Raw genomic sequence first — 16,827 nt, forward strand, 5'->3', positions numbered from 1 at the left:
TGCTTCCTGTGTTACTTCGTGATCATGGATATCCGGAAAGCAATATCGCTTCGCTCAGTAGCTGGCGCCGTTAGCGGCAAGTTGCCTGAAGCATCCGGCTGCACCTGCTCTTCCTTCAGCCCTTCTCCCGTCCATGCATCGATCCAGTCTACCTTAGCAGCTTGCGAGCCCCATGCCGGGATCGTGATCGAATGGCCGCCGACGCTGCCTTCCGTTGCAATCTGCCAGCCATAAGACAACTGATTGCCTACCATGAGCCATGCACTGCTATCCGGTTTCATAACAGTAAGCGGCTTCTTCGCATTCAGCATCGGATGGCGTACACTGATCGTGACCGGGTCAGCTTCCTTCGGCGTTTGTCCCGCATACACTTTCACGCCCCAGCGCGTTATCGTATCCAGCGCTTCCTCTGGAATCGTTGCTTCCCGCCAATAATGCTCAGGTACATCTATCAGCGGCACGGTAATCATCGTCCACTCGCCGGATTTCAATTGTACCGACTGCGTGTCGTCCGCTTCCGTCCAGCTTCCGAGTGGATGCAGCACAGCCTTCGCCAACAGGCCGTCCGCGCCTGCTCCGTCCGCCTTCACCTCGAATGTAAAGGTATCGTAACCTCTCCAATCCGACAACCCGCCGGAATTGTCATAATACCCTTGCGAAAACTCGTTTGTTGCGAACCGCATCGGCATGCTTACGACCATGTCGTCTCCATTGCCCGATGCTTCTGCCGCAAATACGGAGCCTTGCGCATCCTTATTCGCAGGCGCCCAGTCCGGTACGGACCAAGTACTCATGTCTCCCTCTTGGCCAATCAATGCGATAGTCGAAGGCAGCGGCACCTCAACGCTTGGCGCAATTGCTTTCACCGGCTTCCGCTGCTCATTGAAGTCGATCGGAGCAACGAATCGCGATAACACCTTCATCTGCCCGAACATCGGCTCATCAACTTTCTCGATATCCCACCATACCGGCGATGAAGCAAGGCCGTTCGCAAGCGCTACCCAGATTGCATTGTGATAGGCATTCACATCTGCCACATTGCCTGTTTCCCCAATGATGAGCGGCTTCTCATAAGAAGCCCAGCGCTTCTGAATATCTTCTGCGAATGCTTCGTACCCAATATCGTAATAATTCTCCCGATCGGATACATCCACCGTCTGGTACGCGTGATCCCAATAGTCCTCTTTGTTGCCTGCCATCGACGCGCTTGTCGGACGATGATACGGATCATTGGCTGCAAAATAAGCATGAATCTTAGTCAGCCATTCATTCGCCTTCGCTTGATCGCCTAACTGCCAGCCGTCTGTACCGTTCATCTCGACAACGAGATCCCATACGGCCAGCGAGCGGCTGTAGCCCCAACGCGCGATCATATAACGATACAGCTTCTCCTGATACGCCCATGCGGCATCGCTGGCATAGAAATCCTTCGATTCTCCAAGGACTGAGTAGGCGTTCTTCGACCATGTCGCAGGCCAATTAATCTTATCAGCAAGCGAATCATGCGGCCATACCACGAAGTTCATCATCAGATTGCGCTGTTCAAAGCTTGCAATCAGCTCGTCTACGCGCTTTCCTTTGGCCATATCATATCGACCAATGCCGCTAGCGACCGACTCCAACTGCTCATTGCCGCCGCCGCTGCCCGAATTATCATAGTTTCCGTTCCAGTACGTGATGTAGTTAACGCCGCTGTCGACCAGATGATCCAGCATCGTTTCATTAATTCCCCACGGATACGCTACACCAACACCGTAGAACGATGTGCCGTCGTTGTATTGAAGGAACCGTTTATTCGATTTGGACACTTCCAACCAGCCGTGATGCTCGGATTGCGTTACAGCGAATTTGCCTCCGTCCAGCGTAGACGTTCCGCTGCTATCTTGTAAATTAATCGAATAACTCCAGTCGCCGATCTCGCTAGGCGAGAAACGAATAAGCCAATCACTTCCGTCATAGAAGCCGTTAATCGGCCAATCGACACCCGTTGGCGACTTGAAGGTTGCGCTCAAATCTACTTCAGCCGGGTCATATGGATTGCTGTAAACCGCACTTAGGCGAACAAGAAGCTCGAATTTGTCATATCGGCCAACCTGCTCCGCATTCGGCACAGCATCTACAATGCCTGCTTTCTCCTCCATCGTCTTCTGCAATGTCGCACTCTCTTTCTCGCCCTTGTCCCGATCGCGCAGCGACAATGAAATTGCCACTGCAGCGATCACGACAACGACTGCTATGATGGTAACGGGAATGGCGGTTCGCCAAACATTACGCTTCATCTCGAACTCTCGCTCCCCTTCGTGTGTGCAACAATCGATTAGCCGACGACGCCTGTACGCTCGACGCTCTCTACGAAATACCGCTGTACGAACAAATACATGATTATGAGCGGAGAAATCGCAATAAGCAATCCCGTATCGACGATCATTGCAACGTAGTTAGGATCCGGTTTCGCGTTAGGGTCTGCGCCACCATAGATGACGGTCGAAATATATACCCCCGCGTTGCCTGGGAGAGCCGCAATCTGCGACGGCATCAAATGCATGTCGCTCATGAACATCGAGTTGTAGAACGTATCGTTATACTGCCAGACAAAGGAGAACAACATAACCGTAATAAGCGGCGGAACTGCATTCGGCAGCATAATACGGAAGAATGTCTCAATGCCACCCGCGCCATCGATCAGTGCAGCCTCTTCGATCTCTGCCGGCATACCGCGGAAGAACTGACGGAAAATATAAATAAACAACCCTGCCTTTAGCCCGTTAGCCGTCGCGGACAGAATCGTAGACGGCCAATACGAATTCATCAGGTTAATGCCATCCTTACCGGTAATAAACGTCACAATGTTCAGAAAGTCAAAGCTCCGAAAGTGGAGATAAGTCGGTACCATGAGCGTCTCTGCCGGAACAAGGATCGTCAATACAACAAGTCCGAACAATAGATTTCGCCCTGGGAACGAGAATCTAGCAAATCCGTATCCCGCGAGTGCACACGAAGCGGTAGTCAGTATCATCATCGCAACGACAAACATGAGCGTGTTCCCAAGCGTCGGGAAGAACTTCAATACTTTAGCCGCGATTTCAACATTGCTGAATGTAAAGTGCTTCGGAACAATAAAGATGGTCGGATCGAAAATATCTTCTCTCGTCTTGAATGCCACGGATAATTTCAACAAGAGCGGATATACGATAATGAACGAAATTCCGATGATGAGCACATACCGGAATATCGACCATACCAGCTCCCCAGCCCTCGTCCGAACCCGATGGGCCTGACTGCTGTGCAGCAATGTGTCGGAACTTAACCCATCCTTGAGCTGAGTAATTCGCTTAGCCAGCTGCATGAATCACGCCTCCTTCGAAGCTGATCGCGTTAATTGTAATAGAATACTTTTTTGGAAATGAGATACCCAACGACGAAGAGCAAGAGTGCCGCCACAAGCGTATACAGCCATGACATCGCCGCGCTCAAGCCGAAGTTCTGCGAAGTGAACGCCGTCTTGACGATCGTCCTCGTCACCGTACTGTCCGTGAACGAATCGATAATGGTATAGATGACATTCGTTAAGATGAGCGGACTGACCATCGGGAACGTAATTTTCCAGAACGTCTCGTAGGCCGTCGCTCCTTCGATCTTGGCAACCTCATACATGGAACCAGGAATCGACTGCAGCGCCGCTAGGAAAATCAAAATCTGTACGCCGCTCGCCGTAATGATCTCGTAGATCCGGTCAACGGCATTGAGCAGATAATCAACTGCCCATAACGGCGCTCCGCCTTCTAACAGCGTATCTACGAGAGGCATCATATCGAACATCGCCGAAGCGCCTTCCATTTGCTCCGCTGTCGTCGAATCGCCGATTAGATTAATAAGTCCTTGCGCCTCCGCTGCCGCTACAGCTCCGGACGCCAGAATAACCGGCAGGAAGAACATGGCGCGGGCTAATCCGCGGCCTCTGAATTTCTGATTCAACAGCGTCGCGCAGAACAAGCTGAAGAATAGAATAAGCGGAACGTTAACGAGCATATTGATGACGGATTCCGTCAACTGACGATTGAAATTCGCATCAACGAAAAGCGCGTTATTGAAATTGCTCCAGCCGACACTCTTCAGCGTGAATCCGCCAGGTACAAGCTCAAGCTTCGTAAAGCTGAATTTGATCGATTGAATTAACGGCATTGCGAATAAGAAAATAAATCCGATCAGCCAAGGCGATATGAAGGCAAATCCGAGAAGCGATCTTCGCCTCTTCAACGTCATTGGAGGCATCTTCATCATGCGCCTTCACCACCTATTACATATTGATTAGAGTCGATCGAGACACCGTCTACGGTTACAGCAGTATCATTATAGTTCACCGTAATCGTCGTGCCGTTCCCGAACGTCGACCGATAGACGCCTTCCTGGAGCTTCTCATGATTCGTCATCGGCACGGAACGCAGCGGCGCAAGCACTTGATCTACCTTTCGGTACAAGTCAGAAGCTTGATCCAGCCAGTCGGTATACTGCGTCGCATACCAATAATCGAACTTCGTGAACTTGAATTCAGTCGACGACTCATAGGTCCATACGAATCTTGGCGATGCGCCGTATTCAAGCAGCTTGAGCAGCTGCTTAGATGGATCCTGCTCCGTCGATTGATTGATTGGCTCTCCGGCATAATCCGCATAACCATGCAGAACAAGCTCATAGAATGGTACGCTCTCATCTGTAATATTGAAGCCGCTGGATGACATCGGAGCATCAATGACATGAGACGCATATGGCAGCGAGTAGCTGTTACCGCCATCCACCATTAAATCCGCATATTCCGAATGCAGGGAGCTAAACCCATCTGCAGCGATTGACTTAGCCGTCTGGCGATTCACGACTCGACTGGCGCGATAATCGCCGTTTAGCTCCTCGCCCAAGTCGCGCAGCGACAAGGTAGTGAGTCCCAGCTTGTTATAACGCGACGAGAAACGTTCGATAAACGCCGGAAGCTTCGATGGCGACAACAGGTAGAAGAGGCCCAAGTCTTCATCCATCCGATTCAATGCGCGATTAATCGGCGCCTGCATCGCAACTTCCCGTGTCGTAAACCGAGCTGCGTCCGAGGATGGCGCGAAGCCTAGTGTATCCTCGTAGACGTGCAAGAGCGCCGTATCCGGGTACAGAGCGCCTCCGCTGTTCTTCAGCTTATCGGCAAGCTTCTTGAAGGCAGACGTTCCGCCCAACTTGCCAAGCGGCTTCGCAGCTGAAGGCTCATGATAGACACCGCCCGCCGACCATCCGAGCATGCGCATTCGGATATTGTCGATTCCTTGCGCTTGCATTTCATCTGCCATAATGCCGGCCTGCTTGAACGTCGTTACAGCGTTCAACGCTTCATATGGAACGCCTAATATCGACTTGGTCTTCGTCGTTGCACCAACAACGTCAACATAGAACGGCAGCTTATTCTCGCTTGTAGCAAGCGGCTGTAAGCCCGCTCCATCTGCCAACGTGCTGCGATATTCGGCAGCGATACCTGCGTAGTTCGCATTCGCTCCATTCAGGAATCCATAGGATACTTGAATGTCACCGGCATACAACGATTGGGTCAGAATCGGAATTTCACTCTCTTTGCCGCCGGAGTACATGAATAGACTATCTTCGCCTCTTACTTGGAAGCTTGCAAAAGCATGATTGTACGAATTCGTCTTGCCGGAAATATCAGCGTTAATGCTCGCAAGCGCCTCGCCCTTATCGATAACGCCGTACCATGCGGCATCACCCGATTTCATGCCGAACACCGGCATTCTGGCGCTCTCGCTCACCTGTGACCGTCGCGTCGAATTGTCCGTATGATCCTGACCATATACAACCTGCGAGTAATGATCATCATTGATCTTGCCGTTGTTGAAATAAATCAGGCTCCCCGATCCGTCAGGCACGAGAATATACCCCTGCTCCGATGTGCCGGCCGCGCCGAAGAAATTCATCAGTTCGATCGTGCGTAAAGTGAAGCCGTTCGTTTCTTCAATGGAACCAACGGGAATTCGGACCGATAAGCGGCCATCTTCCAGACGATATTCGAGCGTTACGACGAATTTCGCCTTCGCATTGCCTGCACTGCCGCCATCTGCACCGTTGTCGGCATTATCTGCAGCCAGGTCCTCTTCCGTATAGCCGGCCTTTGCGAAGCCATCGACCATTTTCTTCAATACGAGTTCCTTCTTAACTTGATCCTCCAGCAATTCCAACACTTCAGGATTCGATTTCGATGGATAGTAACGATTCGATACATACCCTGCCGTCGCTTCATCCAGCTTGTCGAGCACCTTCTCCTTCAGTCTGGCTTTACTGATCCGCTTGGGAAGAGCAGCAACCCCTTTGGAACTGTCTCCCACTGTATAAATAACGCGAACGCCGTTCTTGATCGACTCTACCGTATATTGTTTCTTCTCAACGCTGTCCACGTAGCTGCCGAACGTTACTTCGTTCATGACTTTATCGCGGAACGTCAGCATGAATTGGGAGTTCATCGTTCCTTTCTCGAACGGTTGAGCTTTGCTGTCCTCATTCGCTCCAGTCGGGTTGGAGTACCACACTTGCCCGCTCTTCAACTGCTTGACTGCAATTTGCGCATTGTCTGGATTGAAATACAATCCCAGCTCGTCATCCTGCGCGGCCAGCGACATGCCAGGCACGCCGCCCGTCGTCGAATCCTTCAATGGCGTATAGGCGGTACCAGCCTCAGGCGCTGCAGCATCTACATTCGCTATAGCCGCCGTTACAGGCGCTCCTCGGTTAAGCAGCTTGTAGCCTCCCCAGCACAACCCGATCAATACGAGGACGACAAGCAGTGAATAGATCGTTTTTTTACGCATAACTGACTGTGCCGCCCCCTTCTAATTCCGGAATATTAGCTCGTAGTAGATGCTGTAAATGAACCCGATGATTTGCTGAATGAGACTGAACACCAGCATGCCGAGGAACACGATAATGGCCATGACCACAATCGTCAGCAGCATCGTCACGATCGTCTTAGTCGCTGTATATTGATGGACGGTCATCATCCCAACGAACAGGAGCCATATGAACCACAGTCCTGCAAACGAATTAAGCAGATAGAAGAAAGACGACTCTTCATTCGTGATGAAGTTGCTCACCAGCGTCGTCGGATAATAAACAAGGACAAGCGGCGTCAGTGCATAAGCCGTCGTGATCATTATTTCTTTCAATCTGCCTTCTCCGTCGAGCAGCGTCGTGACGGACCAGTTACCTAGACACCATAGAATGAAAGGCAGCAGAATGTATTTGAACTCATCGATGCTGTTCAAGTACCGTGGATCGTTAAAGTTCACGAGAAAGCCGGAAAATTGCTTCTGAATAATGACCGCGACGATAAGAAGGACCAGGATGAGCAGTGCGACAAGCCCTTTGCCCTTCTTCTCGTATTTCATATCCCAGAAGCCATCGAAAGGACGTACGATGACATGGAGCGGAAATCGAAGCCACTCAACCTTCATGTGAGATCAACCTCCTTCTTCTGCGATAACGGACAACTACCCAGGCAGCCCATGACGCTAGCGCGATAACTAGAATCACGGTCATTGTCTGGCCAAAATGTTCTTTGATTACTTCACGACGGTACCGTTTGTAAGCGACCGAATAGTCCTTGCGATCCAGTCCCAGCTTGAAGTACGTCATCGCTTCCTTATTGCGTTTCTCCATCAAGTACGACTTGCCGATTCCGATATACGCGATATCGTAGTTGCTGTTCAGCTTTAGAACCTGCTGCCAGACTTCAACCGCCGCTTGGTCCTGCCCGTCATTATGGAGCGCAACCGCCTTATTGACAGCGCTGCCGAATGCAGTCGGATTGAATTCCACGATCCTGCCGCGTCCTTGATCCAATACGGCCACTCGTTCTCCGATCGCCTCGATCGCAACCGGAAGCTTGAATGTACCTAATTGGTTGCCTTTACCCCCGAATTCGTACAGCAGATTGCCTTCCTCGTCATAGGTGAAGATGCGGGAACGAAACGAATCCAACACGCTGTACATGCCAGCTTCGCGAACCTTGACATCAACGAGCTGTGACGGTCCCCCGTCGTTGCCCATCTGCCGATATCGAATATCGCCTTTGACCGGGAAATATCCGTAACGCTTCAACACGTCATCGCCTGAAGGGCTGATCCGCTTCACAGGCGTATCGGAACCAGGGTCAATGTTTGTCGCGTATACGAAGCCTTTGCTGTCGATATCGACGTTCGAGAACTCCGTAGGGATGAACAGCACCATCTTCGCGCGCTGCGCTTTGGTCGAGTACAGCCGCCAAGCGTAGTCGGCAGCGTTCGGCTGCACCTTGTTCGTGCCGACGAATCCGATGAAGGTTCCGTCCGAGTCGAATTGGACAATTCCTTCAAAGACGCCTCGAGTAACCACATAGACGCGTTTCGCGCGATCGACTGTCAGCTTAAGCGGGACAAACTCGAAGTTGGACGCAAGAATGTCTGACTTTGGTTTCTCGACAATGCCAGCTAACTGGCCATCCGAATGAAGGATGACAACACGTTTATTCTCCGTGTCTGCGATGTAGAGTGTACCGTCGTCTGCGACAAACATGCCCTCTGGCTTATTGAAACCATCCTGCTTGCCGTTGTTATCGAATCCGGCAATGACGTTCTTAAGCTTCCAACCGCTGTCCATAACGACGATCCGATTGTTGCCTCTGTCCAGCACATAAACATTGCCATTAGCCGCCGCGTACATATCAGATGGCTCTAGGAAATTACCGATGCCTAGCGTTTCTCCTGTGATCGAACGAGAGGGCATATAGGCTTCAGGCGAAGGAACCGCATCTCGCCAATAGTTATAGTTGTAACTCTCATAAGGGGCGGACGCCGCATAAGCCGGCGCAGCGCCCGATACGAGCATGACGATCGCCGCAAGGACGATCAGCATCCGTCTTGAACGCATGAACATTCCTCCAGCTCTTTAGTCTTTCATACCTGAAGTAGCCATCGTCTCAATGATTCGGCTCTGCGAGAATATGAACAAAGTAATCGGCACGCTCATCAGCAGGAGCGCTACAGCAGCGCCTACGCCTGCACGGGCGATCCCGCCCTGAACGATTTGGGTCGAGGCATAGTGCAGCGACTTCAGCTGTTCGCTATAGATAAAGCCATTGCCATCGGAGCCCCACAGCAGCTGGAACAGCAGAATAACAAGCGTGAGCCAAGCTGGTTTGACGTTCGGCATAATGATGGACCACCAGATCCGATATTCGCTTGCCCCATCGATCTTCGCTGCCTCAAGCAGCGCATCTGGAATTTGTTCAATAAATTGCTTCATTAGATACAGTCCGAGCGGGAATGCGAACGCAGGCACAATGACCGCCCAGTACGTATTGATCATTCCAAGCCACGACATGATCATATAGTTCGGAATAGCCGTAACCGCCGGCGTGAACATAAGGGACAAGACGACAACCGTGAACATGATCCCTTTGCCTGGGAAGCGATGCTTCGCCAATGGATACGCAGCTGCTGATGCAAGCAATACGTGCCCGACGATGCCCATTCCTGTAATGAATACCGTATTAAAAATGTAGCGCGTGAACGGCACCCACGAGTTGCCGAGCAAATTGATCAAATCGGTAAAGTTGCTCATCGTCGGATTGCGAACGAACAACCTCGGCGGGAACAAGAATATTTCATCCAGCGGCTTGAATGCATTGTTGATCGCATAGATGAGCGGCAGCACCATGAAGGCGCCGAATCCTGCCAGCAGTACGAAGAGCGATACGGTTCCTGCGAATGAACGGTTTACCCGCTTCTTCCGCGGCATCAGTCTTAACGTCATATTCATCCGTTCATTCACCTACCTTTCGCAGCAGTTTTTGCACAATCAAGTTCGTGCCGACCATCAGCATGAAGAGGACGGTCGCGATTGCCGATGCGTACCCCATCTCGAATCGAATCGTACCGAAGTCGATCAAGTGAGTAACGATCGTCTCACCCGCATAGTTAACGCTCGGGAAACCCGCCAAATAAATGGAGACGTCCGCTACGGCGAATGAAGTTGTCAGCTGGATAACGGCGCCAAACATAAGCTGCGGACGCATCGACGGAAGCGTAACATACCATAGCTCCTGCCAGCGGTTGCGAACGCCGTCAACTGCAGCGGCCTCGTACAGTGTCCTGTCAACCGTTTGCAATCCGGCGATGAAGGCAAGAAAGCCGGTGCCAAGCGACAACCACAACTGAACGAGAATCAGAATCGGCAAGATATAGTGTTCGGTCTTCAGCCACTGAATTGGCTCATAGATGATACCGAACTTCATGAGCAGACCGTTCATAATGCCGTAACGGTCACCGGAGAAGATGATCTGCCAAATGAAGAAAATGTTGCCCGAAATCGATGGCGCATAGAAGATAAGCGTCATGAGCGCGCGTACCTTCGGCGACATTTCGTTAATAATCCAAGCAAAGACGAAGCAGGCAATATAGCTCAGCGGTCCTGTAATGGCTGCGAACAGCATCGTGTTCTTAATCGTGATCAAGAAGACGTCATCATCCAGGAACAGCCGTGTATAGTTCTGCCACCCGATAAAGCGCGGAAACTCCAGCATGTTGAAATACGTAAAGCTGATCAGTACCGACATTACGACCGGGAGTACTGTGAACAAGCCGAAGAGCAGCATATAGGGTGCGAGCAAAATGTACGAATGCTTGCTCGTCTTCATTTGCCGTCTGAGCTCTGCCATTTTCGTCCGTTTGACGCGCTGCGTCTCGGAAGAGGATCTTTCCGTCTGCAAGCCCGTCTCTACTTTAGACAAAGATGTCATACCGGCATCCTCCTTCTAATTCGGCAGTCCGAATTCGGTCCGCTTCGTGCGGATCTCGTCTTGAATGTACTGCACGTAATCCATGAGCGACTCTCTCGCTTCTGTCTTGCCATTCACAACCTGATAGAACGCATTGACCAGATGGCGTCCTGTGAAATAACCGCCCGGAACCTCTGGCACGCCTTTCACCGTAGTGAATTGCTCGGACAGATTGCGGTAGTCGGTAATCGGCCAAGGCAGTTCATCGAGCGCTTCGATATTCGCCGTCGGATAACGCGCCGCAGCGCCCATCAGACCTTCCATCTCACGGCCGAACTTCGTTTGCGCCTCGCTGCTGGTCCACCATTTCATGAACTCCCATGCTGCTTCTTTGTCCTTCGCTTGCTGCATCATGACAACGCCGCTGCCGCCGCTCGGCACTGTGCGGTCAACCGATCCGTCTTCCTGCACCGTACCTGGAACAGGGACGAACTGCCATAATCCATTAATCTCTGGTGCAAATACAGACAGCGTGTTGTACATCGTGTAGTCCGCTATACCAATCGGCATCTCGCCTGTACGAAACCGGTTTGCGAAGTCGAATTCTCTCGGAAGCTTATAGTCGGTGTAGAACTCGGTCCATTGCTTGAACGCCTCGATGCCGATTCTGGAATCGAGATCCGACTGCTTGCTGTCATTGCGATAGAATTGTCCGCCGTGCTGATAGAGCAGCAGCGTATAGATGGAGTTCGGCGGGATGTTCTCGCCTGGAAAAGCCGGTGTCAGCGTAAGCGGAAGGCCGAAATCCATATGCTTCTTATTCAATACCGCCAGCAGGCTGTAAACATCATCCCAGGTTTGCGGCACTTTCAGCCCTAGCTCCTGCATCACGTCTTTACGATAGAACAGCATGTTAAACGTTTGAGTCTCCGGAAGTGCATAGGTGCCGCCTTCATAGTGATACGGTGTAATGGCACTGTCGCGGAATCGCTTCATGACATCGTCGAATCCTTCATACTTCGTTAGATCCTCCACCGCATTGCGCATCGCATAGTTAACTGGAATGTCGCTGCCCACCTGCATCGCAACATCCGGTCCCTGCCCAGCTAACGTTGCAGGAAGAAGCGTCGACATATTGACCAGTTCCACATTCACGCTGATGCCTGACTTCGGCGTAAAGCTATCGTCGATCATCGACTTCAACGTCTGCGCTTGATCTCGTCCGCTGCCGATCCATACCGTTATGGAACGATCAGCTCCTGCAGCAGCTACGCTGCCGATTTTGCTATAGTCGATAAAGAAGGAGTACAAGAAGGTCATCAGCTCATGCAGCAGCTTGCGCCACCAAGAAGAACCGCCCTTCGGAAGCTTCTCATCCGGCGAGGCAACATAGATCGCATCAATCTCCAGCGGCATCTCTCTTGCCCGTTGGATCCAAGTGCCGAGACCGCCTGCATTCGTCTTGAATGAGGTTAATTGCTTCGGAATGTAGTCCGGTCGGTCAACCATATCGTCAAGCTGATCCGCCATCGTCTTGAGCAGCGCTTCCGCGTCGCTCTGTCCGCCCGACATCTCTTTCAACTGCTTCGCGATCGAAGAGAGGCGCTTGCTCTCGTCCTTGAACACATCAAGCAGCGACGGAATTTTCTCTTCTACTTTATAGTCGCGGAACGGGTCGGGCGAACTGCTGGTGATCATCAGTATTTTGCGGTACATCGCGTTCAGATTGAGCAGGCTGGATTCAACTTCACGAATAAGCGGGGCGAATTGGCCCAAGCGGTCTTCCAACCGGAGCTCATGCTTGCCTTTCGTGAGATAAAACTCATATGGTTCATCCCCGCCAAGCACATCCATTCGATAACCACTCTTATATTTGAAAGGAATCTCTTCCATCTCCGAGAATGGCACCTTGCCATCGATGGACAAGCGGCGCACGGCATAAGTGCCGCGTACAAAATTTTGCTGCGTCCGCATGCCAATTTTATAAAGTCCCGATTCTGGCACGTCTATTTCCCAGGAAATCCACTGACCCGGCAGACGCCAATTGTATCCGCCGATCGTATTGACCTTCACCTTCGACGCGCTGTACGGAGAAACGGATGCACTCGCTCGTTCACTTACCGGATACAGCGTTGGCGAAGATTTGTAGGATGCTGCTTCACCTTGTATTTCAATAAGCTGGCCTTCCGCTGCACGGTAGCCCTGCTTCTCATATTCAGCTTTGACATCTGCATACGTTCTCGGTTGTTCGATCGGCACGAACGATAATTCTCGTAATACCATTGGCTCACGCTGCGAGACGAAGGAGAGTGTATGATTGCCCGCTGTCAAATGGAACGCAAACGGCCCGTCATACCTGCCGTCCATATCCTGCGCAAGCATTGTCTGCCAGATTGGCGACTCTACCTGCTCTGGACGGATATCGTTGCCCTGATTATCCTGTCGAACCTCTTTCAACTCATTGACCCATGTGCGATCGAATTTCACATAAGTTGCTTCATAGAACGGAAGCTTACCGTCAATTAGAATCGAGCGCTGAATCGCGGAGCTTTTACCTTCAATCGGAAAGTAATTAACAGACAAGTTATATTGACCTGTCTCTGGGACATTGAACGTCCATTCAATCGTTCCTTCTTCAGCTGTAACGATCGAGGAACCTTCCTTCCCTTCAAAGTTATCTCGCTTCTCCACTGTCATCCCTTCCGCCTTCGAGTACGACGAAGCGGGTATAACAATTGGGGTGGACGGATACGCATCATTCGAGTAACTGTCTATGTATTCGTTATATGGCAGACGATCATCGAACGAAGCGAGCGTATCAAGCGAGTCAGCAGTTTCTGCGACCTCTGTTTGCCCCCCATTCGCTTCGGCCGATGCTGGCAAGGCCGCTGCCGACATGGCAACAGATCCAGCCAACAGAACAGCAACGCTGCTTAACATCCATTTTCTAATCCGCCGTATGTCCTTGCCCATTCCGATCAGCCCCCCCATTATGACTGAGACCCCCATCACGGATGGAGGTCCCAGTCATCCTCATGGAATTGTCTTATTGCTTACCCAAGGCGTCCATCGCCGCTTGCGCTTCCTGCTTATGCTTTTCTACCGCAGCCGTTACCGATACGTTGTTATTCAGAATCTCTTCCATAACCGTGTAGTAAGGGAAGTTTGCATACGCCTCATCAAGCTCTACCATGCCCGTGTTTGCAATATGATTAACTACCATATCGATGTCTTCTTGATGTTTGTATTTGCTTTCCAGGTAGTCTTGGCTTGGGTACTCTTCGATTGGCGGGATGTTGTACAGCTCTTCGAAAATTTGGTATACAATACCAGGATCTTTAACGCCTTTAGGGATAACATAGCCGTTACCCGTATTCTCCGAGAACGTAGCTTCTTTCGTGCCATTAGGTCCAAGCGGGAACGGTACGATACCGAAATCCAAAGTCGTGTCGCCCATCATCCACTCAGCGCCCGCCCACATTGCGGAGTCGCCGTCTTTGAACGTATCGCGTTCTGACCATTCCGTTTTCTTGCCGCTCTTCACTTTAACTACCTTGTCTACATTCCACATTTTATTAATCAACTCAAGCGCAGCAATCGTTTTGGGATCCGTGAGGCCTTCTTTGCCCGTCGCGTCATCCGCGATTTTCGCGCCGTTGGCTGCTGCCAGATGACGTCCCAGCTCAGATGACCAACCTGCATAACCCCAACGATCGATCTTGCCGTCATTGTTCGTATCCTTCGTTGCAAGCTTAGCAACCTCGAGGAATTTATCCCAGTTCCATTCGCCGTTGTTATAAAGCTCCTGCAGATCCGGAAGACCAAGTTCTTTGAAGATGGCGCGGTTGTACATGAGACCCCAGCCTACGTTGCCCGGCGTATTGAACATGTACTCATCGCCCGCAATCGGTTTCATCTTTTGCATCAGCTTGTGGGCATTGTTAATGTCGCTGTCGCTCGTCGTGAACTCGCTCAATTTATAAAGTTGACCCGTCAGCGCAGAGTTGAGCGCATCCTTCGTTTCAACAATGCTTACGTCCGCCATAGGCGTACCTGCGATGATACCAGCCGTATACTGCTTCTGATAATCGCCGTAAGGAACGTTCAAGTATTCGATCTTAACGTTGTACTTCTTCTCTACTGCTGCCTTCTGATCAAGCAGCGCTTTGCTCGATGCCGTGTCGCCTGCTGGCTTCAGATCCCACCAAGCGGAAAGCGTAATCGTGCGTCCGCCAAGATCTACTGGATCTGCAACAACTGCTTCAGGCTCATCCGTAACCTTGGTGTCTGCAGGCGTATCCGTCGTTGTTGCTGTTGTTTCGGTTTGTTTCGTGTCTTCCTTGCTTGTCGTGTCATCCTTGCTGTTACTCGAACAAGCGGCCAGCAGTACAAGCAACATGCACATTACGGAGATTGAAAGCACTTTCATTTTTTTCATTACAACTTCCTCCCTCATAAGTGTTGCGCAGCAATTACAACATCCATCGCGACGCGGCTCTAACCGTTTCTGTTGACGCATGATGTGTGATGCTTAGCGAAACAACGCCGGGCTTGCCCCCTCACAGTGGTCGGCGCACTAACGCAAACGATTCTCCATGTCCTGTTGTCCTAATTTTGTGATTGGAAATAAAAACATTTGCAAAACAATATTAGCATCGTTTTTGAATTATCGTCAATCGCTTTTTGAAAATTTGTTTGGTTCTAAGGTACTTTGTTATTCCCTTGAAGCCACTGGGTTTTAGCAGGATTGATAACGCTTTCGACATGATTCTTATAGGACTTATGTCGATGTCCGATAGGATCAGTGCGGTACGACATTACAAAACTGAAAGCGCAAACAATTTATATATTTGTTATTCCGTATATTATTTTGTTATTACACATCGGCACAAAAAAAAGGGACATTCTCCCTAAGGAAAATACCCCTCTAACGAACTACTAGACTAACTAATCGTCGTTTCGCGCATAAGCACATCGCCCTGAATAAGCAGACGCTCCGTATTCGAGTTGCGGTTGGCACACCGCCACAGCAGCTTGTCGACCGCACGCATACCTAGCAGTTCCTTGTCCACATTAACAGTCGTCATGGTCGGAGACGTGTTATCGAAGCCCGTTACCCCGCAACGCTCTGGCACTTGAATACCTTTAGCAATAAGTCCAGATTTCACATTATCTGCAATAAAATCATTAGCGCAAACGAATACCTCAGGCAGCTCTGATTCATCAAGCCGCTCTACGTAGTCGCTCACTGTCGAATCCTCTTGTGCTATGAGCCCCTGTACCGGATCGAACTCGATCTGATGTTGATCCAATACAGAACGGAACGCGAGCCAACGCTCGTAGAAGCTATGCGCATACTCGACATCGCCAACAAATTTAAACTTGCGGTAGCCTCGGCTGACAAGCTTCGTCGTCAGCTCTCTCATACACATGAAATTGTCTGTAAACAGCGTGTCGCAATGGACTGCCGGATCGAAATGATCAACCATAACAACTGGAATATCAAGTCGCTTTATCTCTAGCAGAATCTGCGTAGAAATCGTGCCGACCGTAACAATACCCAGAATGGCTTCCGGATTAAGCAGGGTAAATACTCGGTCACTGGAAGGCTCCGTTAGCGTTAATATATCCATACTCTTCTGGTTCAGCCTTGCGCTAATGCCGTCAAACACAGGTCCCCAGTAGAAAGAATCTTTGTTCTGAAACCGTATATTCGGGAACAGCACGACGATCGTACCCGCAATAGGTGCCGATTCCGGGTCCTGCAGCTCCTCCGAAACATTCGTAACTCTTGTACGAAAATAACCAAGCTGGCCAGCCGCCTTCAGTATCCGGTCTTTCGTGCCTTCACTTACGCCTGACTTACCTGCCAGCGCGCGGGACACTGCGAATTTGGAGACGCCCGCGAAATCGGCTATTTGCTGAATAGTCACTTTTTCCCGCATCTTCACTCGTCCTGTAAACAGTTTAATAACTCAAATAACACTTTAGCATAACTTTTAGGTATATTCAAAACAAAAATAAAATAT

At 50.6% G+C, this 16,827-nt stretch carries 11 protein-coding genes; all 11 read right to left on the reverse strand.

Annotation, left to right across the window (positions count from 1 at the left end; all coding sequences use genetic code 11):
* Positions 1-11: 11 nt before the first annotated feature.
* Positions 12-2,279 carry a DUF5060 domain-containing protein gene (locus tag H8B09_RS15380; protein ID WP_191204380.1) on the reverse strand — a complete coding sequence of 756 codons (2,268 nt, stop codon included), beginning with the start codon at positions 2,277-2,279 and terminating at the stop codon, positions 12-14.
* 38 nt (positions 2,280-2,317) lie between these two features.
* Positions 2,318-3,346 (reverse strand): carbohydrate ABC transporter permease, encoded by a 1,029-nt coding sequence (locus tag H8B09_RS15385; protein WP_191204381.1) that lies wholly within the window; start codon positions 3,344-3,346, stop codon positions 2,318-2,320.
* A 29-nt stretch (positions 3,347-3,375) separates the two neighbouring features.
* Entirely contained in the window at positions 3,376-4,278 is a 903-nt protein-coding gene (locus H8B09_RS15390; RefSeq protein ID WP_191204574.1) for a carbohydrate ABC transporter permease, read from the reverse strand.
* Positions 4,278-6,854 (reverse strand): DUF5696 domain-containing protein, encoded by a 2,577-nt coding sequence (locus tag H8B09_RS15395; protein ID WP_191204382.1) that lies wholly within the window; start codon positions 6,852-6,854, stop codon positions 4,278-4,280. The genes H8B09_RS15390 and H8B09_RS15395 overlap by 1 nt, the downstream gene beginning before the upstream one ends.
* Before the next feature lie 21 nt (positions 6,855-6,875).
* The gene (locus H8B09_RS15400) at positions 6,876-7,496 is read right to left on the reverse strand and encodes a Yip1 family protein (RefSeq protein ID WP_191204383.1); all 621 of its coding nucleotides are present in this window, start codon (positions 7,494-7,496) and stop codon (positions 6,876-6,878) included.
* The gene (locus H8B09_RS15405; RefSeq protein WP_191204384.1) at positions 7,486-8,949 is read right to left on the reverse strand and encodes an NHL repeat-containing protein; all 1,464 of its coding nucleotides are present in this window, start codon (positions 8,947-8,949) and stop codon (positions 7,486-7,488) included. Before H8B09_RS15405 ends, H8B09_RS15400 begins: the two co-directional genes overlap by 11 nt.
* Positions 8,950-8,967: 18 nt before the next feature.
* A complete protein-coding gene (locus H8B09_RS15410) occupies positions 8,968-9,840 on the reverse strand; it encodes a carbohydrate ABC transporter permease (protein ID WP_191204385.1) in 873 nt (290 codons plus the stop codon).
* A gap of 4 nt (positions 9,841-9,844) precedes the next feature.
* Positions 9,845-10,738 (reverse strand): carbohydrate ABC transporter permease, encoded by an 894-nt coding sequence (locus H8B09_RS15415; protein ID WP_224753678.1) that lies wholly within the window; start codon positions 10,736-10,738, stop codon positions 9,845-9,847.
* 96 nt (positions 10,739-10,834) lie between these two features.
* Positions 10,835-13,771, reverse strand: coding sequence for an extracellular solute-binding protein (locus H8B09_RS15420; protein WP_191204387.1), 2,937 nt, complete (start codon positions 13,769-13,771; stop codon positions 10,835-10,837).
* Between the two features lie 73 nt (positions 13,772-13,844).
* Positions 13,845-15,236: an ABC transporter substrate-binding protein gene (locus H8B09_RS15425; protein ID WP_191204388.1), complete on the reverse strand. Its 1,392-nt coding sequence runs from the start codon at positions 15,234-15,236 to the stop codon at positions 13,845-13,847.
* A 505-nt stretch (positions 15,237-15,741) separates the two neighbouring features.
* Positions 15,742-16,743, reverse strand: coding sequence for a LacI family DNA-binding transcriptional regulator (locus H8B09_RS15430; RefSeq protein WP_191204389.1), 1,002 nt, complete (start codon positions 16,741-16,743; stop codon positions 15,742-15,744).
* Positions 16,744-16,827 lie beyond the last annotated feature (84 nt).

Source organism: Paenibacillus terricola, assembly GCF_014779765.1.
Lineage (GTDB): Bacteria > Bacillota > Bacilli > Paenibacillales > Paenibacillaceae > Paenibacillus_T > Paenibacillus_T terricola.